This is a genomic window from Salmonella sp. NW884 (assembly GCF_051700745.1).
Taxonomy (GTDB): domain Bacteria; phylum Pseudomonadota; class Gammaproteobacteria; order Enterobacterales; family Enterobacteriaceae; genus Salmonella; species Salmonella enterica.
Genome location: NZ_JAMMDE010000006.1, coordinates 233,770 through 255,550 on the forward strand (window position 1 = coordinate 233,770; position 21,781 = coordinate 255,550).

General features: G+C 51.3%; 21 protein-coding genes. 10 read left to right on the top strand and 11 right to left on the bottom strand.

Features of this window, described 5'->3' with window-relative positions; translation table 11 throughout:
* The first annotated feature begins 126 nt into the window (after positions 1 to 126).
* Entirely contained in the window at positions 127 to 1,359 is a 1,233-nt protein-coding gene (gene nadR / locus NA197_RS15370; protein ID WP_001532645.1) for a multifunctional transcriptional regulator/nicotinamide-nucleotide adenylyltransferase/ribosylnicotinamide kinase NadR, read from the top strand.
* Between the two features lie 117 nt (positions 1,360 to 1,476).
* Here nadR and ettA read toward each other — a convergent pair whose 3' ends face one another.
* A complete protein-coding gene (gene ettA / locus NA197_RS15375; RefSeq protein WP_000046770.1) occupies positions 1,477 to 3,144 on the bottom strand; it encodes an energy-dependent translational throttle protein EttA in 1,668 nt (555 codons plus the stop codon).
* Between the two features lie 175 nt (positions 3,145 to 3,319).
* Between ettA and sltY the strand changes: the two genes are divergently transcribed.
* Together sltY and trpR are read left to right on the top strand one after the other, a co-directional pair.
* A complete protein-coding gene (gene sltY / locus NA197_RS15380) occupies positions 3,320 to 5,290 on the top strand; it encodes a murein transglycosylase (RefSeq protein ID WP_155580949.1) in 1,971 nt (656 codons plus the stop codon).
* Positions 5,291 to 5,347: 57 nt separating this feature from the next.
* A complete protein-coding gene (gene trpR, locus NA197_RS15385) occupies positions 5,348 to 5,674 on the top strand; it encodes a trp operon repressor (protein WP_000192003.1) in 327 nt (108 codons plus the stop codon).
* A 101-nt stretch (positions 5,675 to 5,775) separates the two neighbouring features.
* Here trpR and yjjX read toward each other — a convergent pair whose 3' ends face one another.
* On the bottom strand, positions 5,776 to 6,291 hold the full coding sequence (gene yjjX, locus NA197_RS15390) for an inosine/xanthosine triphosphatase (RefSeq protein WP_000554315.1): 516 nt from the start codon (positions 6,289 to 6,291) through the stop codon (positions 5,776 to 5,778).
* Between the two features lie 48 nt (positions 6,292 to 6,339).
* On the opposite strand from yjjX, the gene gpmB reads away from it, so the two are divergent.
* Complete coding sequence (gene gpmB / locus NA197_RS15395) at positions 6,340 to 6,987, top strand: 2,3-diphosphoglycerate-dependent phosphoglycerate mutase GpmB (RefSeq protein WP_000942363.1); 648 nt, start codon at positions 6,340 to 6,342, stop codon at positions 6,985 to 6,987.
* Here gpmB and robA read toward each other — a convergent pair.
* The gene (gene robA, locus NA197_RS15400; RefSeq protein WP_000371685.1) at positions 6,984 to 7,853 is read right to left on the bottom strand and encodes an MDR efflux pump AcrAB transcriptional activator RobA; all 870 of its coding nucleotides are present in this window, start codon (positions 7,851 to 7,853) and stop codon (positions 6,984 to 6,986) included. The genes gpmB and robA overlap by 4 nt on opposite strands.
* 211 nt (positions 7,854 to 8,064) lie before the next feature.
* On the opposite strand from robA, the gene creA reads away from it, so the two are divergent.
* From creA to creD, 4 genes are read left to right on the top strand one after another with little or no spacing between them, the layout of a single operon-like run.
* Positions 8,065 to 8,538 (top strand): protein CreA, encoded by a 474-nt coding sequence (gene creA / locus NA197_RS15405; RefSeq protein ID WP_000875811.1) that lies wholly within the window; start codon positions 8,065 to 8,067, stop codon positions 8,536 to 8,538.
* Positions 8,539 to 8,550: 12 nt separating this feature from the next.
* Complete coding sequence (creB, locus tag NA197_RS15410; RefSeq protein ID WP_001187046.1) at positions 8,551 to 9,240, top strand: two-component system response regulator CreB; 690 nt, start codon at positions 8,551 to 8,553, stop codon at positions 9,238 to 9,240.
* Positions 9,240 to 10,664 (top strand): two-component system sensor histidine kinase CreC, encoded by a 1,425-nt coding sequence (gene creC, locus NA197_RS15415; RefSeq protein ID WP_064043462.1) that lies wholly within the window; start codon positions 9,240 to 9,242, stop codon positions 10,662 to 10,664. The genes creB and creC overlap by 1 nt, the downstream gene beginning before the upstream one ends.
* 57 nt (positions 10,665 to 10,721) lie before the next feature.
* A complete protein-coding gene (gene creD, locus NA197_RS15420) occupies positions 10,722 to 12,071 on the top strand; it encodes a cell envelope integrity protein CreD (RefSeq protein WP_064043463.1) in 1,350 nt (449 codons plus the stop codon).
* A gap of 57 nt (positions 12,072 to 12,128) precedes the next feature.
* Here the strand turns inward: creD and sthE are convergent, their stop codons facing one another.
* The 8 genes from sthE to arcA all read right to left on the bottom strand — a co-directional run bounded on the left by sthE (position 12,129) and on the right by arcA (position 20,404).
* On the bottom strand, positions 12,129 to 13,214 hold the full coding sequence (gene sthE / locus NA197_RS15425) for a fimbrial major subunit SthE (RefSeq protein WP_064043464.1): 1,086 nt from the start codon (positions 13,212 to 13,214) through the stop codon (positions 12,129 to 12,131).
* Between the two features lie 40 nt (positions 13,215 to 13,254).
* A complete protein-coding gene (locus tag NA197_RS15430) occupies positions 13,255 to 13,812 on the bottom strand; it encodes a fimbrial protein (RefSeq protein ID WP_001056984.1) in 558 nt (185 codons plus the stop codon).
* A gap of 17 nt (positions 13,813 to 13,829) precedes the next feature.
* The gene (locus tag NA197_RS15435; RefSeq protein ID WP_064043465.1) at positions 13,830 to 16,367 is read right to left on the bottom strand and encodes a fimbrial outer membrane usher protein; all 2,538 of its coding nucleotides are present in this window, start codon (positions 16,365 to 16,367) and stop codon (positions 13,830 to 13,832) included.
* Positions 16,368 to 16,412: 45 nt separating this feature from the next.
* A complete protein-coding gene (sthA, locus tag NA197_RS15440; protein ID WP_000680523.1) occupies positions 16,413 to 17,096 on the bottom strand; it encodes a fimbrial biogenesis chaperone SthA in 684 nt (227 codons plus the stop codon).
* 70 nt (positions 17,097 to 17,166) lie between these two features.
* The gene (locus NA197_RS15445) at positions 17,167 to 17,712 is read right to left on the bottom strand and encodes a fimbrial protein (protein WP_064043466.1); all 546 of its coding nucleotides are present in this window, start codon (positions 17,710 to 17,712) and stop codon (positions 17,167 to 17,169) included.
* Positions 17,713 to 18,050: 338 nt separating this feature from the next.
* The gene (locus NA197_RS15450; RefSeq protein WP_023234397.1) at positions 18,051 to 18,722 is read right to left on the bottom strand and encodes a winged helix-turn-helix transcriptional regulator; all 672 of its coding nucleotides are present in this window, start codon (positions 18,720 to 18,722) and stop codon (positions 18,051 to 18,053) included.
* 384 nt (positions 18,723 to 19,106) lie between these two features.
* Positions 19,107 to 19,421 (bottom strand): hypothetical protein, encoded by a 315-nt coding sequence (locus tag NA197_RS15455; protein WP_000749515.1) that lies wholly within the window; start codon positions 19,419 to 19,421, stop codon positions 19,107 to 19,109.
* A 266-nt stretch (positions 19,422 to 19,687) separates the two neighbouring features.
* Positions 19,688 to 20,404: a two-component system response regulator ArcA gene (arcA, locus tag NA197_RS15460; protein ID WP_001194359.1), complete on the bottom strand. Its 717-nt coding sequence runs from the start codon at positions 20,402 to 20,404 to the stop codon at positions 19,688 to 19,690.
* Between the two features lie 95 nt (positions 20,405 to 20,499).
* Between arcA and yjjY the strand changes: the two genes are divergently transcribed.
* Together yjjY and NA197_RS15470 are read left to right on the top strand one after the other, a co-directional pair.
* Positions 20,500 to 20,640, top strand: coding sequence for a protein YjjY (gene yjjY, locus NA197_RS15465; RefSeq protein WP_001541509.1), 141 nt, complete (start codon positions 20,500 to 20,502; stop codon positions 20,638 to 20,640).
* A 399-nt stretch (positions 20,641 to 21,039) separates the two neighbouring features.
* Positions 21,040 to 21,726, top strand: a complete 687-nt coding sequence (locus tag NA197_RS15470) for a tRNA/rRNA methyltransferase (protein ID WP_317176357.1) — start codon at positions 21,040 to 21,042, stop codon at positions 21,724 to 21,726.
* Positions 21,727 to 21,781: the final 55 nt, after the last annotated feature.

A 21,781-nucleotide genomic window follows, 5' to 3' on the forward strand; every position in this document is an offset into this window, starting at 1 on the left:
TAATTTGCCGGATGGCGATGCAATGCGTCTTATCCGGCCTACGGATTGATACGGATTGATGTTGTAGGCCTGATAAGCGAAGCGCCGTCAGGCAGTGTTATGCGATTTTTCCAGCAGGAGGCTCTTGTGTCATCGTTCGACTATCTCAAAACCGCGATTAAGCAGCAAGGTTGCACTCTGCAACAGGTGGCTGACGCCAGCGGTATGACCAAGGGGTATCTGAGTCAGTTACTTAACGCCAAAATCAAAAGCCCCAGCGCGCAAAAACTGGAGGCGCTACACCGTTTTCTCGGGCTGGAGTTTCCCCGCCGGCAGAAAAACATTGGCGTGGTGTTCGGTAAATTTTATCCATTGCATACCGGACACATCTACTTGATCCAGCGCGCCTGTAGCCAGGTGGATGAGTTGCACATCATTATGGGATATGACGATACGCGCGACCGCGGACTGTTTGAGGATAGCGCCATGTCGCAGCAGCCCACCGTGTCGGATCGCCTGCGCTGGTTGCTGCAAACCTTCAAATACCAAAAAAATATTCGCATCCACGCCTTTAATGAAGAGGGGATGGAGCCTTATCCGCATGGCTGGGACGTCTGGAGCAACGGCATTAAAGCGTTTATGGCAGAGAAGGGAATACAGCCGAGCTGGATCTACACTTCCGAAGAGGCTGATGCGCCGCAGTATCTTGAGCATTTAGGGATTGAGACGGTGCTGGTCGATCCTGAACGCACGTTTATGAATATCAGCGGGGCGCAAATCCGCGAAAATCCGTTTCGTTACTGGGAATATATTCCTACCGAAGTGAAGCCGTTTTTCGTGCGTACCGTCGCGATTCTGGGCGGGGAATCAAGCGGCAAGTCTACGCTGGTCAATAAGCTCGCCAATATTTTTAATACCACCAGCGCCTGGGAATATGGCCGCGACTATGTTTTTTCGCATCTGGGCGGCGATGAGATGGCGTTACAGTATTCCGACTACGATAAAATTGCGCTGGGCCATGCGCAATATATTGATTTCGCAGTGAAATATGCGAATAAAGTGGCGTTTATCGATACCGATTTCGTCACCACCCAGGCATTTTGCAAAAAATACGAAGGGCGCGAGCATCCCTTTGTCCAGGCGCTGATCGACGAGTATCGCTTCGACCTGGTGATTTTGCTGGAGAATAATACGCCGTGGATAGCTGACGGACTGCGAAGCCTGGGCAGTTCAGTGGATCGCAAAGCGTTCCAGAACCTGCTGGTCGAGATGCTGAAAGAAAACAACATTGAGTTCGTTCACGTTAAAGAGGCTGATTACGATGGCCGCTTTTTGCGCTGTGTGGAACTGGTGAAAGAGATGATGGGCGAGCAGGGATAAGAACCAATGCCTGATGCGACGCTTACCGTGTCTTATCAGGCCTACAGTTTCACAACGTATTGGAATCGCTGGGTTTGTAGGCCGGGTAAGCGCAAGCGCCACCCGGCATTCAGACGTTTATTTGGCAATACGCTTGTACTTGATACGCTTCGGCTCCAGCGCCTCAGCGCCCAGCGTGCGTTTCTTGTACTCTTCGTATTCGGTAAAGTTGCCTTCGAAGAATTCCACCTTACCTTCATCCTGATAATCCAGAATGTGGGTGGCGATACGGTCAAGGAACCAACGGTCGTGCGAGATAACCATCGCGCAGCCAGGGAACTCCAGCAGGGCGTTTTCCAGCGCGCGCAGGGTTTCGATATCCAGGTCGTTTGTCGGTTCGTCGAGCAGCAGGACGTTGCCGCCCACCTGCAGCAGCTTCGCCAGATGCAAACGACCACGCTCACCGCCGGACAGTTCGCCAACGCGTTTGCCCTGATCGACGCCTTTGAAGTTGAAGCGGCCTACATAGGCGCGGCTTGGCATTTCGGTATTGCCGATCTTCATGATATCCAGCCCGCCGGACACTTCTTCCCAGACGGTTTTGCTGTTGTCCATCGCGTCGCGGAACTGATCGACCGAGGCCAGCTTGACGGTTTCACCCAGCGTAATGGTGCCGCTATCAGGCTGCTCCTGACCGGACATCATGCGGAACAGGGTCGATTTACCCGCGCCGTTTGGCCCGATGATCCCGACGATAGCGCCTTTCGGCACCGAGAAGCTCAGGTCGTCGATCAGTACGCGGTCGCCGTAGGATTTACGCAGGTTGCTGACTTCAATGACTTTGTCGCCCAGGCGCGGTCCTGGTGGAATAAACAGTTCGTTGGTTTCGTTACGTTTCTGATACTCAACGCTGTTCAGTTCTTCAAAGCGAGCCAGACGCGCCTTACCTTTCGACTGACGGCCTTTCGCGCCCTGACGCACCCACTCCAGCTCTTTCTCAATGGATTTACGGCGCGCCGCTTCGGCAGACGCTTCCTGCGCCAGACGCTGATCTTTCTGCTCCAGCCAGGAGGAGTAGTTGCCTTCCCACGGAATACCTTCGCCGCGGTCAAGTTCCAGAATCCAACCGGCAACGTTATCGAGGAAGTAACGGTCGTGGGTAATCGCCACGACGGTGCCTTCGAAGTCGTGCAGGAAACGTTCCAGCCACGCAACAGATTCGGCATCCAGGTGGTTGGTGGGTTCGTCGAGCAGCAGCATGTCCGGCTTTTCCAGCAACAGACGGCACAGCGCCACGCGACGGCGCTCGCCGCCGGACAGTTTTTCGACTTTGGCATCCCAGTCCGGCAGACGCAGGGCGTCAGCTGCGCGCTCAAGCTGCACGTTCAGGTTATGACCGTCGTGCGCCTGGATAATCTCTTCAAGCCGGCCCTGCTCTGCGGCCAGCTTGTCGAAGTCGGCATCCGGATCGGCGTACAGCGCATACACTTCATCCAGACGTTTGAGGGCGTTAACCACTTCCGAAACGGCCTCTTCAATCGACTCGCGTACCGTGTGTTCCGGGTTTAGCTGAGGTTCCTGCGGCAGGTAGCCAATCTTAATGCCGGGCTGCGGGCGCGCTTCGCCCTCGATATCTTTATCGAGACCCGCCATGATGCGCAGCAGGGTAGACTTACCGGCGCCGTTAAGGCCCAGCACGCCGATTTTGGCGCCAGGGAAGAAGCTCAGCGAGATGTTTTTCAGAATATGACGTTTCGGCGGAACCACTTTGCCGACACGATGCATGGTATAAACGAATTGAGCCACGTTGGACTTCGCCTCTATGTTTATCGTGATGGTGAATAGATTTCAAAGGCGAAGTGTAGCCTTTTTCCCTGCCTAAGCCCAGCCAGCAGATCGCACTCGCAATAAAAGTAAAAAAGTGTCCGTAACGTGGCGCAAATGGCTATGACTGGTTAGCATAAATTCATTACGCGGCATGATGCTGCATTGGATAACAATTGAGGAAGTGCTTGTGGATAGAGCCAAACCATTTGTCTGGCGTCTCGTCGCCGCCAGCGTATGCCTGCTGACCTTTTGTCACCTCGCGCGGGCCGACTCACTGGAAGAGCAGCGTAACCGCTATGCGCAGATTAAGCAGGCCTGGGACAACCGCCAGATGGATGTGGTAGAGCAGATGATGCCGGGTCTGAAAGATTATCCGCTCTACCCGTATCTGGAATACCGTAAGATCACCGACGATTTGATGAACCAACCGGCGATTGCTGTCACGCAGTTTGTGCGCGCCAATCCTACGCTTCCGCCTGCGCGTACGCTGCAATCACGCTTCGTCAATGAGCTGGCGCGTCGTGAAGACTGGCGCGGCTTGCTGGCGTTTAGCCCGGAGAAACCCGGCACCACGGAAGCGCAATGTAACTATTACTACGCGAAATGGAGCACCGGGCAAACGGAAGCGGCCTGGCAGGGCGCGAAAGACCTTTGGCTGACCGGCAAAAGTCAGCCGAATGCCTGCGATAAACTGTTCAGCGTCTGGCGGGCCTCCGGCAAGCAAGACCCGCTGGCGTACCTGGAACGTATTCGGCTGGCGATGAAAGCCGGAAATACGGGTCTGGTTACGGTGCTGGCCGGACAGATGCCGGCGGAATATCAAACGATCGCCTCAGCGATCATTACCCTCGCTAATGACCCTAATAACGTGTTGACCTTCGCACGCACCACCGGCGCCACCGATTTTACCCGCCAGATGGCGGAAGTCGCGTTTGCCAGCGTCGCCCGCCAGGACGCGGAAAATGCGCGTCTGATGATCCCCTCGCTGGTACAGGCGCAGAAACTTAATGAGGAACAAACGCAGGCGCTGCGCGATATCGTTGCCTGGCGACTGATGGGCAACGATGTGACCGATGCGCAGGCGAAATGGCGCGATGACGCGATTATGCGCTCGCAATCGACGTCGCTTATCGAGCGGCGCGTGCGTATGGCGCTGGGGATGGGCGATCGTCGCGGTCTCAATACCTGGCTTGCCCGACTGCCGATGGAGGCGAAAGAGAAAGACGAGTGGCGTTACTGGCAGGCGGATTTATTGCTGGAGCGCGGTCGTGACGCCGAAGCGAAAGAGATCCTTCATGCTTTAATGCAGAAGCGCGGTTTTTATCCGATGGTCGCAGCGCAGCGTTTAGGCGAAGAGTACACGCTTAAAATCGATAAAGCGCCCGCCAACGTAAACAGCGCGTTGACGCAGGGGCCGGAGATGGCGCGTGTACGGGAGCTGATGTACTGGAACCTGGATAACACGGCGCGCAGCGAATGGGCGAATCTGGTAAAAAGCCGTAGTAAATCTGAACAGGCGCAGCTGGCGCGCTATGCGTTTAACCAGCACTGGTGGGATCTGAGCGTACAGGCGACGATCGCCGGAAAACTGTGGGATCATCTGGAGGAGCGTTTTCCGCTGGCGTATAACGATCTTTTTACCCGCTATACCCGCGGAAAAGATATCTCACAAAGCTATGCCATGGCGATTGCCCGCCAGGAGAGCGCCTGGAACCCGAAAGTAAAATCGCCGGTAGGGGCCAGCGGCTTAATGCAGATTATGCCGGGAACGGCCACCCATACGGTGAAAATGTTTTCGATTCCGGACTACCGTGGCCCCGGCCAACTGCTGGAGCCGGAGACCAACATCAACATTGGCACCAGCTATTTGCAGTATGTCTATCAGCAGTTTGGTAATAACCGTATTTTCGCCTCGGCGGCGTATAACGCCGGGCCGGGGCGCGTGCGCACCTGGCTTGGCAATAGCGCCGGGCGTATCGATGCCGTAGCGTTTGTCGAAAGCATTCCCTTTTCGGAAACGCGCGGCTACGTGAAAAACGTTCTGGCCTATGACGCTTACTATCGCCACTTTATGGGGCAGAAAGAGGCCTTAATGAGCGACTCTGAGTGGCAGCGACGGTATTAATGCAGACGGGTTATGTTATCATTTGTACTCGTGTAACAGTACAAACGGCGGTATAACATGACCCAGCATTCCCCTTATTCATCGGCTATCGCCGAACAACGTAATCAGGAGTGGCTTCGTTTTGTGGAGTTACTCCGTCAGGCATATGCAGAGGATCTGCATCTGCCTTTATTACAACTGATGCTTACGCCGGACGAGCGTGAAGCGCTGGGAACGCGCGTGCGCATTATTGAGGAGTTGCTGCGTGGCGAAATGAGCCAGCGCGAGTTGAAAACCGAGCTGGGGGCGGGCATCGCCACCATCACGCGCGGGTCAAACAGCCTGAAATCCGCGCCGGTTGAACTGCGTCATTGGCTTGAGAACGTACTGCTGAAAAACGCCTGATTTGCTCGTAGGCCGGATAAGGCGAAGCGGCTATCCGGCAACATCGCCGCGAAATGCCTGATGGCGCTGTGCTTATCAGGCTTACAATATAGCGCAAATAATTATCGATACACCGCGTTATGAAACGGGCTGAGCGCCAGGATCACCGCCTGGTAGTAAACGCTGGAGCGCGTTAATTTTCCGGCGGTAAATACGCCAATGGCGCCCTCTTTGCGGCCAATCTCATCAATACCTGTGTACTGCGACATTACCGGGCCAAGCGCTTCTCCCTGGCGGACTCTGTCGAGAATGACGGCGGGCAGCGGCAGCGTGGCCGATCGCGCTTCACCGCGCTGAACGCCGTTATCAATCACCACCCAACTGAAGGTGGCGTCATCGTCAATTCCGGCTTCAATGGCTACCCAGAAATCAGCTTGTGGATGCAGGCGTCGCGCATTACCCACGCGATTTCGTGCGCCAGCACGCGTTTCCTCGCTTCCGAAGGGCTGCTCCGGTACGCCGCTCTCGACGGCGACGGGCGTAATATGGCACGATCCTTCGCCGAAAATCTCTTCAAATGCCTGTAGAATTGCCTGAATTTTGGCAGGATTGGTGGTCGCAGAGATAACCTGGTGCATAATTAAGCTCAGTTTTAAAAATTTATCGCAGTATAACGGAAAAAAAACATGTTACAGGTATACCTTGTTCGCCACGGTGAAACGCAGTGGAACGCCGAGCGACGTATTCAGGGCCAATCGGACAGTCCCCTGACAGCAAAAGGCGAGCAGCAGGCCATGCAGGTAGGAGAACGCGCCCGCAGCCTCGGCATCACCCATATCATCAGCAGCGATTTAGGCCGCACAAAACGCACGGCGGAGATTATCGCCCAGGCGTGCGGGTGTGATATTACCTTTGACTCCCGCCTGCGCGAGCTGGATATGGGCGTGCTGGAAAAGCGCCAGATCGATTCGCTGACGGAAGAAGAAGAGGGCTGGCGTCGTCAGTTAGTCAACGGCACGCAGGATGGTCGTATTCCCGGTGGGGAATCGATGCAGGAGTTGAGCGATCGCGTTCATGCCGCGCTGGCGTCCTGTCTGGAGCTACCGCAGGGCAGCCGACCTTTATTAGTCAGTCACGGTATCGCGTTGGGCTGTCTGGTCAGTACTATACTGGGACTACCCGCCTGGGCGGAACGCCGGTTACGTTTGCGCAACTGCTCTATTTCCCGCATCGATTACCAGGAAAGCCAGTGGCTGGCGTCTGGGTGGGTGGTAGAAACCGCAGGGGACGTTTCGCATCTGGACGCCCCTGCATTGGATGAGCTACAGCGTTAACGACGAATCGGGATCAGAAATTCGCAGCGCAGGTTGATAGGGCGATCGCCGGTTTTGGTATCTTCTGACGGGTAGTATCGCTCTATATCCTGCCCTTTACGACGGGTCAGATTCAGCATTGGCATACAGGTGCCGTAAACGGTCAGGATAAAATCCTGCACGCCGGTTCCTAACCCTTCATAGGTGAACATGACGTATTCACCGCCCTGCAACAGCACGGGATGCGCCGACTGAACATAGCCATCGGCCTGCTCTTGCGGCAGTGCGGTGGTATAGAATACTTCCTGCTCATCGTCTTTCTCCATGCTGGGGCGCGTTTCATTAAGCCCATAAAGCACTGGCGGAATAGTTGGCGAATGACCGAGGAAATCATGCCAGAATTGCACGCGCATTTCGTGGCGGAAGTCGGAAATCTGTTCCAGCGAGCAGGAATAGCTCTGCGTGACGCCAAGGAGCGGCGTATCTTCCAGCGTAACGAACTGATGTTCCGGCACGGTAAACTCGCCCAGCCGTAATGGCGGGCGAATGCCAAAGGCGCTCCATTCCGAGGAGCGACGATACAGCGCTGGCGTCTGGGAAAACTGTTTCTTAAAGGCGCGCGTAAAGGTTTGCTGAGAATCGAAGCGGTACTGAAGAGCAATATCCAGAATTGGACGCGCGGTCAAACGCAGCGCCACTGCTGATTTCGATAAACGACGGGCGCGGATGTAAGCGCCAATGGCGTGGCCCGTCACGTCCTTAAACATTCTCTGCAGGTGCCACTTGGAATAGCCTGCTTTTGCCGCCACATTGTCAAGTGACAGCGGCTGATCCAGATGACCTTCCAGCCAGATTAACAGGTCGCGAATTATGCCAGCCTGATCCATAAAATATCCCCATCCTTTCAACAACGAGCACCCGATATCAGGTAAGAGGATAATAGCATTTTTTGTTCTTTTAGCATTCAGTGTTTTTTTTGAGCTTAAATGCTTTTTTTAGGCAACGTGACAGGTAATTATTCTAATCCTGTGATCTATAACCATTTTATTTTAGAATGTCTAATAATTACGCAATGTAACTTTTATGAATGGTAACAATATGAAATACAAGAGCTTAGTACTTTTCTCAATTTTGTTGCTGCTGGGGCAGAGCGCCCGCGCGGAACAAATTGGTTCAGTCGATACGGTATTTAAAATGTTCGGTCCTGACCATAAAATCGTGGTGGAAGCTTTTGACGATCCTGATGTCAAAAACGTGACGTGCTATGTTAGCCGGGCGAAAACGGGCGGCATAAAAGGCGGATTGGGGCTGGCGGAAGATACGTCTGACGCCGCCATCTCTTGTCAGCAGGTCGGGCCTATTGAACTGAGCGACAAAATTAAGAACGGCAAGGCGCAGGGAGAGGTGGTTTTCAAAAAACGCACCTCATTGATATTTAAGTCATTGCAGGTCGTGCGTTTCTATGATGAGAAACGCAACACGCTGGCGTATCTGGCCTACTCCGACAAAGTAGTCGACGGGTCGCCGAAGAACGCCATCAGCGCGGTGCCGGTCATGCCGTGGCGACAATAACAGGGAAAGAGTATGCAGCAACCGCAGGTCTGGTTAGTCGAGGATGAACAGGGAATCGCCGATACGCTCATCTACACCCTGCAACTGGAAGGGTTTACCGTTGAGCTATTCGCTCGCGGGCTGCCCGCGCTGGAAAAAGCGCGTCAGCAACGGCCGGATGCGGTGATTCTCGATGTGGGACTACCGGATATCAGCGGCTTTGAGCTGTGTCGGCAGTTGCTGGAACGCCATCCTGCGCTGCCGATTCTTTTCCTGACTGCCCGTAGCGATGAAGTGGATCGATTGCTTGGTCTGGAGATCGGCGCAGATGATTATGTCGCCAAGCCGTTCTCGCCGCGCGAAGTGAGCGCCCGCGTGCGCACGCTGTTGCGCCGGGTGAAAAAGTTTGCTGCGCCGTCGCCGGTGGTGCGTACCGGACATTTTGAACTCAATGAACCGGCGGCGCAGATCGCCTGGTTTGGTACGCCGCTCTCGCTGACGCGTTATGAGTTTCTGCTTCTTAAAACCCTGCTGCTGTCGCCGGAGCGCGTGTACTCGCGTCAGCAATTGATGGATATTGTCTGGTCTGATGCCCAGGAGACCTTCGATCGGACGGTCGATACACACATCAAAACCCTGCGCGCTAAGCTACGCGCGATCAACCCGGATCTCTCGCCAATTAACACGCATCGTGGAATGGGATACAGCCTGAGGAGCGTCTGATGCGCATCGGAATGCGTTTGCTACTGGGCTACTTTCTTATTGTCGCCGTCGCCGCCGTGTTTGTGCTGTCTATCTTCGTGCAGGAGGTAAAGCCGGGCGTCCGCCGCGCGACGGAAGGGACGCTGATTGACACCGCGACGCTGCTGGCGGCGCTGGCCCGCGACGATCTTCTCTCCGGCAACCCGACTGACGGCCAGTTGGCGAAAGCATTCGCCCAACTGCAACATCGCCCGTTTCGCGCCAATATCAGCGGGATCGTCAAAGTGCGCAATGAATACCATGTCTACATGACGGATGCGCAGGGGAAGGTGTTGTTTGATTCGGAAAACAAAGCGGTGGGGCAGGATTATTCTCGCTGGAATGACGTCTGGCTTACGCTGCGCGGACAGTATGGCGCCCGCAGCACGGCAAAAGATGCTGCTGATCCCAATAGCACCGTGATGTACGTAGCCGCGCCGATAATCAGCGATGGACGGATTATCGGCGTCCTGTCTGTCGGTAAACCGAATGCGGCAATGGCGCCGGTGATTAAGCGCAGCGAACGGCGCATTCTGTGGGCCAGCGCCGTTTTACTGGGGATTGCGCTGGCGATTGGCGCGGGGATGGTCTGGTGGATTAACCGCTCCATCGCCCGGTTGACGCGCTATGCGGATTCCGTCACCGAAAACCGCCCGCTTGCGTTACCTGCATTAGGCAGCAGCGAGCTGCGTAAACTGGCGCAGGCGCTGGAGAGTATGCGCATTAAGCTGGAAGGCAAGAATGAGATTGAGCAGTACGTGTATGCGTTGACTCATGAGCTGAAAAGTCCGCTGGCGGCGATACGAGGCGCGGCGGAGATTCTGCGTGAAGGACCGCCCGCGGATGTGGTTACCCGCTTTACAGAGAATATACTGGCGCAAAATACGCGAATGCAGGCGCTGGTAGAGACCCTGCTGCGCCAGGCGCGGCTGGAAAACCGGCAGGATATCCCTCTCGCGCCGGTTGCTGTTGATGAGCTATTTACGCAGCTTAGCGAGGCACGCAGTATTCAGTTGGCGGCAAAAAATATCACCCTTACTCTACGGCCTTCCTCGCTGGTCGTCGTCGCCGACGCGGAGCTTCTGGCGCAGGCGTTGGGCAATGTGTTGGACAATGCCATCGACTTTACGCCTGAAAATGGCGTTATCACATTAAGCGCTCAACCGATGGGAGAGAAAGCGATCCTGCAGGTGACGGATTCCGGCTGTGGTATTCCTGATTTTGCGCTGCCGCGCATTTTCGACCGATTCTATTCGTTGCCCCGTGAAAACGGGCGTAAAAGCAGCGGGCTTGGGCTGGCGTTTGTCAGCGAGGCGGCGCGACTCCTCAACGGTGAGGTGACGTTGTGCAATCGTCCCGAAGGCGGCGTGCTGGCCTCGTTGACACTTCACCGTCACTTCACATAACTTCAAATTCTCCCCACATCGCGTTCTTACACTGCTGGCATTGCAAAGGAGAACGCTATGTTGAAATCCCCCCTGTTGTGGAAAATGATTACGTTAGGCGGCGCCATGATCCTGCTGTTAATTCCCCTGATGATGGTACGGCACACCATCGTGGAGCGTGCTGATTATCGAAGCCATGTAGAAGCCGCTATTCGTCAGAGTACCAGCGGCCCACAAAAGGTTGTCGGCCCGCTGGTGGCGGTTCCGGTGACAGAGCTCTATACCGTGCTGGAAGAGGAGAAAGAGGTCCAGTATAAGCGCAGCTATCTCTATTTTTGGCTGCCGGAGTCGCTATTGGTCGAAGGCAATCAAAACGTTGAAGCGCGAAAAATAGGTATTTATCAGGGGCAGGTGTGGCATACCGATATGGCGATAAAGGCGGAGTTTGATGTGGCCCGTCTGCATGAGCTGAACAGACCGAACATTACCCTTGGAAAGCCCTTTATCGTCGTAGGCGTCGGCGATGCGCGCGGTATCAGCGCAGTAAAAGCGCCGCAGGTGAATGGTGAAACGCTCACTGTAGAACCGGGGACCGGCTTACCGGAAAGTAGAGAGGGCATTCATATCCCGCTGCCGGACAGTCAGTGGGCGACGCGCAACCTGACGTTGGTGATGTCGTTAAATTTAAGCGGAACCGGCAGCTTTTCACTGGTTCCCGTCGGGCGTAGCAGTGAAATGACCCTGACCAGCAACTGGCCGCACCCAAATTTTGTGGGGGATTTTCTTCCCGGTAAACGCGAAATCAGCGGTTCAGGATTTCAGGCCCAGTGGCAAACCAGTCGGTTTGCCACGAATCTCGGCGAACAGTTTGCTGATGCGCAAAAGGTGGATTGGGACAACTTACCAGCGTTTAGCGTCGCTGTATCGACGCCAGCCGATCAGTATCAACTGACGGACAGAGCGACGAAATACGCCATTTTGTTGATTACGCTAACGTTTATGGCTTTCTTTGTCTTCGAAACCCTGACGGGGCAGCGGTTACACCCGATGCAGTATCTGCTGGTGGGGTTATCGCTGGTGATGTTCTACCTGCTATTGCTGGCACTGTCGGAACATATCGGTTTCACGCCAGCCTGGATCGCCGCCAGCCTGGTGGGCGCGTTGATGAATAGCGTTTATTTGCAGGCAGTGCTGAAAGGATGGCGCAATAGCGTGCTGTTTACGTTAGCGTTATTGGCGCTGGATGGCGTGATGTGGGGATTGCTGCGTTCGGAAGATAGCTCGTTGCTTCTGGGTACCGGCGTTCTGCTACTGGCGCTTGGCGGCGTGATGTTCCTGACGCGCCATCTGGACTGGTATTCGCTCTCTTGTCAGCAACGTAAGTCATTACCGCCAGTACAAGATGACGAATTACGTTTGTGGAAATAAATCTAACGGGCGCGCGCGTTAACGTTTTCCCGCGCAGCGCCAGAAAATGTGATGCCGTTAGTTATAGGTCAGGTTTAATGTTGCCGTGGCATTCGCTTGCCCGGCCGTTACCGTGGCGGCGGTTTTATAGTAGCGCGCGCTAATTTTCAGGGTGGTCGACATATTCATGGTTCCGCCGTTAACCGTCTGGCTGCCATCGGCATTGGTGGTAATCGTGTGAGTAAAGAGATCAATTTTTTGATTGATTGGCAAACTGTCGGTAAAGAAACCGGCGTCCGGCGCCTGAATACCCAACTGTACGCCAACGCCGGTTGCGCTGGTTGGCGCGCTTGCATTGCTCAACTGGATGACTGAATTATCAGGATTGTTTCCGCTGGCCGGTTGGGCGCTTAACGATGCGGAAATAGCGGTGCCTTGTTCGCAGGTCAATAAGATATCCTGCTCGCCTGTGCCCGCCGTTTGACTGTTAGCGAAACTGCCTAAATTGACGCTGCCTAAATCAACGATGATGGCAGGTGTTTCTACCCGACATCCCATCGCTTTCATAATCAATTGTGTATTCCCCAAATACAGATGGGTCAGGATATCGCCGCCGGAGTCTTCCGTTGCGCTATCGCGAAAGGATACGCGCGCCAGTGGGCTTTGGAATGTCGCGGTACCGGAGGTGATCGGACCGCCTAAGGCGACCAGTTCAACATTGTAGGCGGGAGCCATCGCATGGTGTGTTTTATTGCCATCGCCATTATGGTAGGTATTATCGATTGGCATGACATTATCGTAAGGGCCAGCATTCGTTTGGGTTTTAATCGCAATGCCCACGCCGGAAATCCCTGTGCTAAATACCGGCGTGTTGTTCCCGTCATTCGCATTGATTGTCGCTGATGTATTTGACTGCGCGCTACCGGGTTCATATAAAAAACCGACCTTATAATCGCGACTACAGCCATCCATTGTGACTTCGGAGGTGGAAACCCAGCCCGATTGCCACAACACTTCGCCTGCGGTATAGGCGTGGCTATCCACCACAAGCTGCGACGGCGGGGTGATAGTGATCGCGCCTTCATTTCCGGAACGTTTACAGGAGGCGTAACCATGACCGGAATACGCGAACAGCAGAATAAGCGCCAGATATAACCTTCTCATGAAAAATTCCTGCTTTTATACCAGGTGAAATAGAAAGATGTTATTGCCATGCGATAGTGATCGTCACAACGGACGTGAAATCCCCTGCCGTGACTTTTCCATACGGGGTATACATCCTTGCGGCGACAGGCAAATTGGCTTCATGGGTATTACTGTTGATATCCACCGTGTAAGTGACGTTGTTGGCCAGATTGACCAGACTTTTACCGTCCAGGTTAAAAAGCTGTAATCCTAAATCCTGCGCCGGATTGGCCGCGCTGTTTGCATAAATCGCAGAAGCATAATTTGGATCGGGATAAGGTACGCCGTTAAATGAAATCGCGGCTTTTGTGGTCGTTGCCGGGCAATTCGTCATTTTTATGGTAAAAGGAATGGTGGCGGTATTGCCGCCGGCCACGGCGATATCCGCCCGGGCATATTGTCCAAGAGAGAGCGTGTCGGGGACCGTCACGGTACACGGATCGGCATAAATTAATCCCGTAACGTTAATGTCTACGGCATCTGCGGTATTGTATGCCGCGCTGATCGATGGCGACCATAATGCCAGACCCGTGAACGTTAACAGGGCGGCTAATGCAGCAAATCTGTTCATATTCATCTTTTATCCCACCAGAATCACTGGCATTGCTCGTGTAAGATTTCTACGCCAGAAGCGGAGGGGGAGCTCGGTATACGATAAGAGACCTGACACCGGTCTGCTGCTGTTGGTCCCCACTTCACTAATAACCGCCCTTGTTTTTCCAGTCCGGTTAACCAGGCTTGCCCCGCATCACCAACAAAACTGCTGTGATTGTCTGGTTTTGTTAAAGACGAGACGGTCGCGCCAAAAGGAACAGGAAGATTGTTTATGCGGGTTAATACCATCAATGCCTTGTAACCAATATTGGTTTTATATTCAGCCCTGACCACCGCGCCACGGGTAGGCACCAGCGTTTTACTGGTATCAATGAGCTCAATATTTTTTCTAATGCCCGTCGTATCTAAAGAGACTTCATTACGATGGTAAGGCGAAGCATAAGGTACAACGGCATAACCCCGAAAATCGGTGTCCACGCCCGTTTCGTTATTCACGGGGACACCCGCTGCGCCAGGGGCTTTAACCAATATGATGGTGTCGTCCATTGGCTGGGATAGTGTCAGGCCATTTCGATGTAGTAGTACGCCGCCCTGAACGCCATAATTCAGGCGACGCATATGATTATCGTAGCTATACCCGCCGTTAATATCCGCATACGTCCCGTTATAGGTTGCGCTCACATTACCGCTGGTGGCTTTCTCTTGAGAGGAATAACCTTCCTGAACGCTCCATGAGAGATTTTTCTGTGCCAGCGCTGTTCCGTTTAAACCGACAGTGTGCGTGGTATCGCCGTCTTTCGCGGAGTTCATATTGTAGGTGGCATACGTTGACGGCATAAAGGCATCTAACGGAATACTAATATTGATTGAAATTTGCTGGTCATTACTGTCTTCCGTATCGTCGTCTTCATCCTGAGAATTATCGGCGTTCAGCGTATAAGAATAGTTAATGCCATAGCTTACGTTATGCCATATGTTGTTATAGCCAATACCTAATGATGTGGTATGAGTGTCATTCCAGTAATCTTCATTATATAAAGTGAGTGAAATGGAACCGTAGATAATGTCTTGCGATAACGACAGGTCGGTGCGATTACGTACATGATCATAGTGACTATTATCGCTATAGGTATCCAGCACATCCTCAAGAGCGTAGTAATCTTTGGTCGAATAACGGTAGCCAGCGACAGTGAAATTGGTGCCTGTTGACTGAATATCTTTGCTGTAACGAATACGCCAGGACTGTCCGGTAAGCGTATCGCTAACCACATCGCCTGCTTTAATTTTTGACCATGAGTTGGTGACGTCTAAAGACAATGCGCCCAGATCGCCAAGGTTTAAACCTGTCCCGATGAGCGCCGCATGATAAATATCATTGCTCAGCGTACTCTCTATTCCGCCATAGGCGGTTATGCCGCCTGCTAATCCGTATAAGGCCGTCAGTTCTGCGAAATTTTGTTGTGCGGAATGCGTATCTGATGAACGCGTGCGGCCTACCGTCAGGTCGTATTTCAGGTGGCCTTCACGCTGTAATACCGGAACGCTGGCGTAGGGCACAATGAAATGCTGTTCAGAACCATCGGATTCTTTGATGGTGACGTACAGGTCGCCCGAACCGCCGGTTGGATAAAGATCGTTGATGGCGAATGGACCCGCCGGAACGTTAGTTTTGTAGATGGTATAACCGTTTTGTTCAACGGTTACCTGCGCGCTGCTTTTGGCCACCTCGCGAATGACCGGGGCGAACCCTTTCATACTGTCCGGCAACATATCGTCATCAGAAGAGATCTGTACGCCTTTAAATGAAATACTGTCAAAGACGTCCGCGGGCGTGTTATTTTCCCCGGCGATCAGCTGTCCTTTTAAAAATTCGATATCGCGAGAAACATAGGTGTAGGCAGAATCCCAGCTATTTTGCCCATCGCTATCATGATTCCAGGTTGAGTAGTTACGAAAACGCCATGCGCCAATGTTAATACCAGGGCGCAGGTTAGCGTATTCGCTATTTTCCGTCCGGTTTTCATCAATATCGTGATCCTGCGATCCGGTAAAACTGTAGTTCAGCAAAAAAGCATTAATGCCTTCATCCCATTCGCTGGTAGGGACGAATTCTCGCGGGTCGGCGATCAACGCGATTTGAGGGATCGCTAAATCCAGCCGGTTACCGATGACATTAAACTTTGCTACAGCGCCAGCCAGCAGACTAAGATCGGTACACCCGTTTGGGTCATTTTTAAGCTCGGGGAAGTTTTCTGTTTTTACGCCCCACTGCTTGAGTTGTTCAACGCTAAGACACGGCTGTAGGGAGAGCTTATTATCTGCTGATTTTTTATTTTTAAAGGCAATATTTTTTGTTTCAACACTGGTGTTATTAATATAAATATCAACATTATAGGTGCCTTCTGCCTGCCCCCCCTTTTCGAAAACCGATAGATCGACATTCTCCACGCCCGGTTCATCATTTTCCAACGATAATGGATTAAAATGATCATGCGCTAACGCTGGTTTTATGGAACAGCATATAAAGAGAAACGATAACGCTAATTGAGAACGGGGCTCTACTCTGGAGAATTGCACAGTAAAAGTCCTGAAAGGGTAAAAGTAAAGTGAAGTCGTTAATGGCTAGAATGAACCGGAATGCGGCTCTAAACTCATCCCATAATCGCTGATTAATCGCCACGTTACCGTGCCATGAGGGGCGGCAGTAGAACTCAATTTAAATGACGCTGAAGATTTTGGCGGAACGAAGGTCGCTGATTTCACTTCATGGCTGTTAAGCGTCACACTGGCAAAGTTCATATAATAGGGAGTGGGGTTATTTACGGTAATAACATCACCTGCCGTCTGCCATTTTAATTGTTGGCTCTGGCTATCAGGCGTTGATTTTGTTAATGCTGGCGGTCGATAAATAAGCTTTATTTGGGTATTAATGGAGATTTCCACGCGGTTCGCGGAGGCATTATCATCAATAGAAGGAATACCCTTAATATTGAGCCAGTACATAGACTCCCGATCTGCAGGTAGAGGGGCGCCAGAGCGAATAACCCGAATGCTGTTCTTTTGCCCGGCATCAAGGCGAAAAAGAGGCGGGGTGATAATAAACGCCTGCTTATTTGTGACCTGGGGATCGGCAACCGATAACCATGACTGAACAAGATTCGCTTTGCTGTCTTTATTCTCTACATTGATTGACGACTCATCATTATTGCCGTCGAAAACCAGTCGGGTTCCGCCAACAACAATGCTGGCATGGGCAACATGGCTTGTCAGTAATACGACCAACACGGATTTCTTTATGTGTTTCATTTTTTACTCTGTAAAGATGTTTTACGCTATGGACTGGCATCCTGCCTGTCCACATCAGGATGAGAATGCCTTACTGATACGAAACGGTATACGTAACCTGAGTGCTAACATCTCCACCGGTTACGGTTGCGGAACCATCGTTTGCCATGGCGGCGTAATAGGTAAAGGCTGCTGTCGAGCCGTCGGTTGGCAGGTTTACTGCGGCATCATCCGTGTTATCTGTTACATCGCTATGTGAAGCGTTCTGAATAGAAATACCGACACCCGCGGCGCCCGTTTCCGATCCTTCGTCCGCGTTTTTGAAGTACGTTGGGTTGGAATCATCCGTTGCGCCGTGGAAGCGGAACATGGCCTGGGTTGGTACGCCAGTCCCTGCTTCCGGGCAGCTAACCAGGCTTACGGTAAACGGCACGTAATCGGTTGTGGCGCCTTTTTCCGCGATGCGTTCTTTGCTGTAATTACCCAAATCAATGGTGGTATCCGTGGAGCCATTCACCTGAACCGTACACGCCTGATCGTAAATTTTGCCATTGAACGTAATCGTGTTCTGGGCAAATATCGGTGTGGATGCTACGGCAGTTAACATTGCCAGGATGATAATTTTCTTATTAAACATATTAATTGTTGCCTGATTCTATTCGCTGAAAAATAAAGATAGCTATATAAAATAAAATATTATATTTTACTCTGTATGCGCTTCTTTCTGTTCTGTAGATAAGCAGGCGGCTATTCTACGTATATCAACTATGAACTCAATAAAAATTCTGATGCAATATTGAACGGCAGTCCAGTTTCGGACCCGGTAACAAAGTTTAATAAAATACCACTAAAGAAATATGGTTGATGACTGAATTTATAGAGCAAGATCTCTTTTTTGATAATAGTTATTATTTCCTGGAGGATTTATTTAACTCTATATTGCTTTATTTTTAAGAGTATACGACGCTTGTCCGTTTAAAATGAAACCGGCAGGTTTCGAAGCTCTAACAGTCTTCCATGCAGTATTTTTATATAGTCCCCCGCTTTTAGTTCTGAAAGTACCTGCATGATACGGCTGCGTGAAAGCCCGGTTCTCTGCTGTATGAAGTTCTGTGCATTGATCTCAAATCGTGAGCTTTCAGGATACGACCACAGTTCAAGTAACAGCGCTTTTATCTGGCTATAGGCGTCCTGCCCGATAAGATTTCTGTCACGGTTAGTCATGAAAGCAATGCGGTGCATCAGGATGTTCGAAATGTCACGCCAGAGATGCTTTTCATCAGCTATTTCCACAAAATCTTTTACTGGGACAGGATAATATTCACAGGTGGTTTCGGCGATAAAAAAGACGTCTGAATTCTCTTCTAACTGGTATAAGTCAGCATAGGCATCTACAAGGCCTAAAATCATTGGTGAGACACCGCAGCCCATTACAATGCTGTCGATACGCCGACATACTTTAATAGCGCCTTTAGTGATTAACAGGATGTGGGATTGATTATCAATCTTGATATCCAGTGTTTTACCGGCCGTAATAGTGACAGGGGAGATGTTTTGAATAACGTGCCGATGAATATTTAAAATGGCTTGCAGGTTTTTTTCTTTCCCTGTGGGACGATACACATTCCCGCCGTTTAACTGCTTCATATCTTCCCCATTATTATGGCTGATAAAGTGGTTGACTATTAAAAGGTAAACATAAATTTAATATTCACTTAAAATTATAATTAAGTAAATTAAAATAGCCAACAAGAATATTTAAGTCAATGTATTCACCTTGTCAATGCATGAGCGACAACGCTGTTTGTAAGGTTAACCATAGTAAATGTGATGATTTTATTTGCAATCATTTTATGACAGCTATCATAGGTACCGTGCTTAACGAGCGCGTAGAGCGTACAGGATAGCGAAGCGATGAACATCGCTGTTGTAGGATACGAATGAGAGAAAAGTACAAAATGCAGGCGGGCGGCGTTTTACTGAGCGAAATCGCTGCCTGCCGGAACTCCTCCCGGCGGGAGCCATAAGCGGTTAGCGGTACTGGACGATCAGACTTTGAATCTCCGGATGATCTTTTAACGACACGTGCCGTACCGTGGCGATTCCATTCATCAACGAAATAGCGTTTCCAGACGGTGTGGCGACTGTCTGCAAATGGGGGATATTATTCCGCAAACATGATACCTCGATATTGCGATCGTGAGGCGCAAGATTACAACCATATTCGACAATCTGGCCTTTGAAATGAATAACGCCTGCGGAGACCGGCGCGGTAGCAGCCAGCGCGGCTGATGAAGCTGACATCGCTGCACAAAACAGGTAGCAGCATAATGGTGATTTTTTCATCCTTTGAAACCTCACGTCCTGTGAGCATCCCCTTATTTTTTGGGGACTAACAAATCCCGTGTATTACTCTTTAATGTAAATACACAAACTACCTTAACTTTCGCAAGCTGAGATAAACAGCGCTATACGACAATTTTTATGTAAAAGAGTACGTCATAGCGGCAGGTCAGGAGGGAAAGCGAGGCCGCTTAGCGGAAGGGGAGCATAAGAAACAGCCAGTAAGAATAACTTACCGGCTGTTTTTACGGTTCGGCGCCTGGGCCGAATTAATCCTGCAGGTCGCCGCAGAAGCGATAACCTTCGCCGTGAATGGTGGCGATGATTTCCGGCGTATCCGGCGTGGATTCGAAATGCTTACGAATACGACGAATGGTAACGTCAACAGTACGGTCATGCGGCTTCAGCTCGCGGCCGGTCATTTTCTTCAACAGCTCTGCGCGCGACTGAATTTTGCCAGGGTTTTCGCAGAAGTGAAGCATCGCGCGGAACTCGCTGCGCGGTAGTTTATACTGCTCGCCGTCCGGGCCGATCAGTGAACGACTGTTGATATCCAGTTCCCAACCGTTGAACTTGTAGCTTTCAACGCTACGACGCTCTTCGCTGACGGTACCCAGGTTCATGGTACGGGACAGCAGGTTGCGGGCACGGATGGTCAATTCGCGTGGGTTAAACGGTTTGGTGATGTAATCATCCGCGCCGATTTCGAGGCCGAGAATTTTGTCGACTTCGTTATCGCGGCCCGTCAGGAACATCAGCGCAACGTTAGCCTGCTCACGCAGTTCACGCGCTAACAGGAGACCGTTTTTCCCTGGCAGATTGATATCCATGATCACCAGGTTGATGTCATATTCAGAGAGGATCTGATGCATTTCCGCGCCATCTGTCGCTTCGAATACATCATAGCCTTCCGCTTCGAAAATACTTTTCAACGTGTTGCGTGTTACCAACTCGTCTTCAACGATAAGAATGTGCGGGGTCTGCATGTTTGCTACCTAAATTGCCAACTAAATCGAAACAGGAAGTACAAAAGTCCCTGACCTGCCTGATGCATGTCGCAAATTAACATGATCGGCGTAACATGACTAAAGTACGTAATTGCGTTCTTGATGCACTTTCCATCAACGTCAACAACATCATTAGCTTGGTCGTGGGTACTTTCCCTCTGGACCCGACAGTGTCAAAAACGGCTGTCATCCTAACCATTTTAACAGCAACATAACAGGCTAAGACGTACCGGACACCTAATAAAACTACGCTTCGTTGACATATATCAAGTTCAATTGTAGCACGTTAACAGTTTGATGAAATCATCGTAGCTAAATGCTAGCTTTCATCACAAATTTGCAATATTCCAACTAGTTACGTAAGCCAACTAATAAATGTGATGAATCCAAAGAACAGGATCTATTTTAAATTAAATTATCCTAAATAAACAGCAGGATAACGATGTTCTGTTAACATAAACAGCAATAGTACAGATACGCAATAGTGTAGCGTCTTTTACGAAATCAAAAATGCTTTTTCAGTGATATCCGTTAAAATTTTGTAAATTTGCGAAGCGTAATATGCTTACAAACGCCAGCTAATTTCCTGTAAATTAGTCAAAAAGAGTAATGAAATGCGTGTAACAATCGTTCTTGTCGCTCCCGCCAGAGCGGAAAATATCGGCGCAGCCGCCCGGGCTATGAAGACCATGGAATTTACTGACCTGCGTATTGTCGACAGCCAGGCGCACCTGGAGCCCGCCACCCGTTGGGTCGCACATGGATCTGGAGATATTATTGATAATATTGAGGTTTTCCACACCCTTGCCGACGCACTCCACGATGTGGATTTTACCGTAGCGACGACAGCCCGCAGCCGGGCAAAATTTCATTACTACGCTTCGCCCGCTGAACTGGTTCCCTTATTACAGGAAAAATCACGCTGGATGCGTCATGCCGCGCTGGTTTTTGGCCGTGAGGATTCCGGTCTGACCAATGACGAGCTGGCGCTGGCGGATGTATTGACCGGCGTGCCGATGGCGGCGGATTACCCTTCGCTCAATCTGGGTCAGGCGGTCATGGTGTATTGCTATCAATTAGCAGGTTTAATGCAACAGACCACAGAATCCGTTGATATTGCTGATGAATCGCAGTTACAGGCGTTACGCGCGCGCCTTTTACGCCTGCTAACGACTCTGGAGGCGGCCGATGACCACAAATTAACCGACTGGCTACAACAGCGAATCGGCCTGCTGGGACAGCGAGATACGGTAATGTTGCACCGTTTGGTCCATGATATTGAAAAAAAACTAACAAAATAACGTGCTGTAATTTTTAAAATAATAAGAGATTACGTCTGGTTGCAAGAGATCATGA

Bases quoted from the DNA above. Each gene is read 5' to 3' on its own strand.
- sthE (WP_064043464.1), bottom strand. From the start codon at position 13,214: ATGAGAAGGTTATATCTGGCGCTTATTCTGCTGTTCGCGTATTCCGGT.
- NA197_RS15450 (WP_023234397.1), bottom strand. From the start codon at position 18,722: ATGAAGCAGTTAAACGGCGGGAATGTGTATCGTCCCACAGGGAAAGAA.
- creD (WP_064043463.1), top strand. From the start codon at position 10,722: ATGTTGAAATCCCCCCTGTTGTGGAAAATGATTACGTTAGGCGGCGCC.
- yjjX (WP_000554315.1), bottom strand. From the start codon at position 6,291: ATGCACCAGGTTATCTCTGCGACCACCAATCCTGCCAAAATTCAGGCA.
- creB (WP_001187046.1), top strand. From the start codon at position 8,551: ATGCAGCAACCGCAGGTCTGGTTAGTCGAGGATGAACAGGGAATCGCC.
- NA197_RS15470 (WP_317176357.1), top strand. From the start codon at position 21,040: ATGCGTGTAACAATCGTTCTTGTCGCTCCCGCCAGAGCGGAAAATATC.
- robA (WP_000371685.1), bottom strand. From the start codon at position 7,853: ATGGATCAGGCTGGCATAATTCGCGACCTGTTAATCTGGCTGGAAGGT.
- NA197_RS15430 (WP_001056984.1), bottom strand. From the start codon at position 13,812: ATGAATATGAACAGATTTGCTGCATTAGCCGCCCTGTTAACGTTCACG.
- creA (WP_000875811.1), top strand. From the start codon at position 8,065: ATGAAATACAAGAGCTTAGTACTTTTCTCAATTTTGTTGCTGCTGGGG.
- NA197_RS15445 (WP_064043466.1), bottom strand. From the start codon at position 17,712: ATGTTTAATAAGAAAATTATCATCCTGGCAATGTTAACTGCCGTAGCA.
- sthA (WP_000680523.1), bottom strand. From the start codon at position 17,096: ATGAAACACATAAAGAAATCCGTGTTGGTCGTATTACTGACAAGCCAT.
- arcA (WP_001194359.1), bottom strand. From the start codon at position 20,404: ATGCAGACCCCGCACATTCTTATCGTTGAAGACGAGTTGGTAACACGC.
- sltY (WP_155580949.1), top strand. From the start codon at position 3,320: ATGCTGCATTGGATAACAATTGAGGAAGTGCTTGTGGATAGAGCCAAA.
- trpR (WP_000192003.1), top strand. From the start codon at position 5,348: ATGACCCAGCATTCCCCTTATTCATCGGCTATCGCCGAACAACGTAAT.
- gpmB (WP_000942363.1), top strand. From the start codon at position 6,340: ATGTTACAGGTATACCTTGTTCGCCACGGTGAAACGCAGTGGAACGCC.
- NA197_RS15455 (WP_000749515.1), bottom strand. From the start codon at position 19,421: ATGAAAAAATCACCATTATGCTGCTACCTGTTTTGTGCAGCGATGTCA.
- yjjY (WP_001541509.1), top strand. From the start codon at position 20,500: ATGACTAAAGTACGTAATTGCGTTCTTGATGCACTTTCCATCAACGTC.
- creC (WP_064043462.1), top strand. From the start codon at position 9,240: ATGCGCATCGGAATGCGTTTGCTACTGGGCTACTTTCTTATTGTCGCC.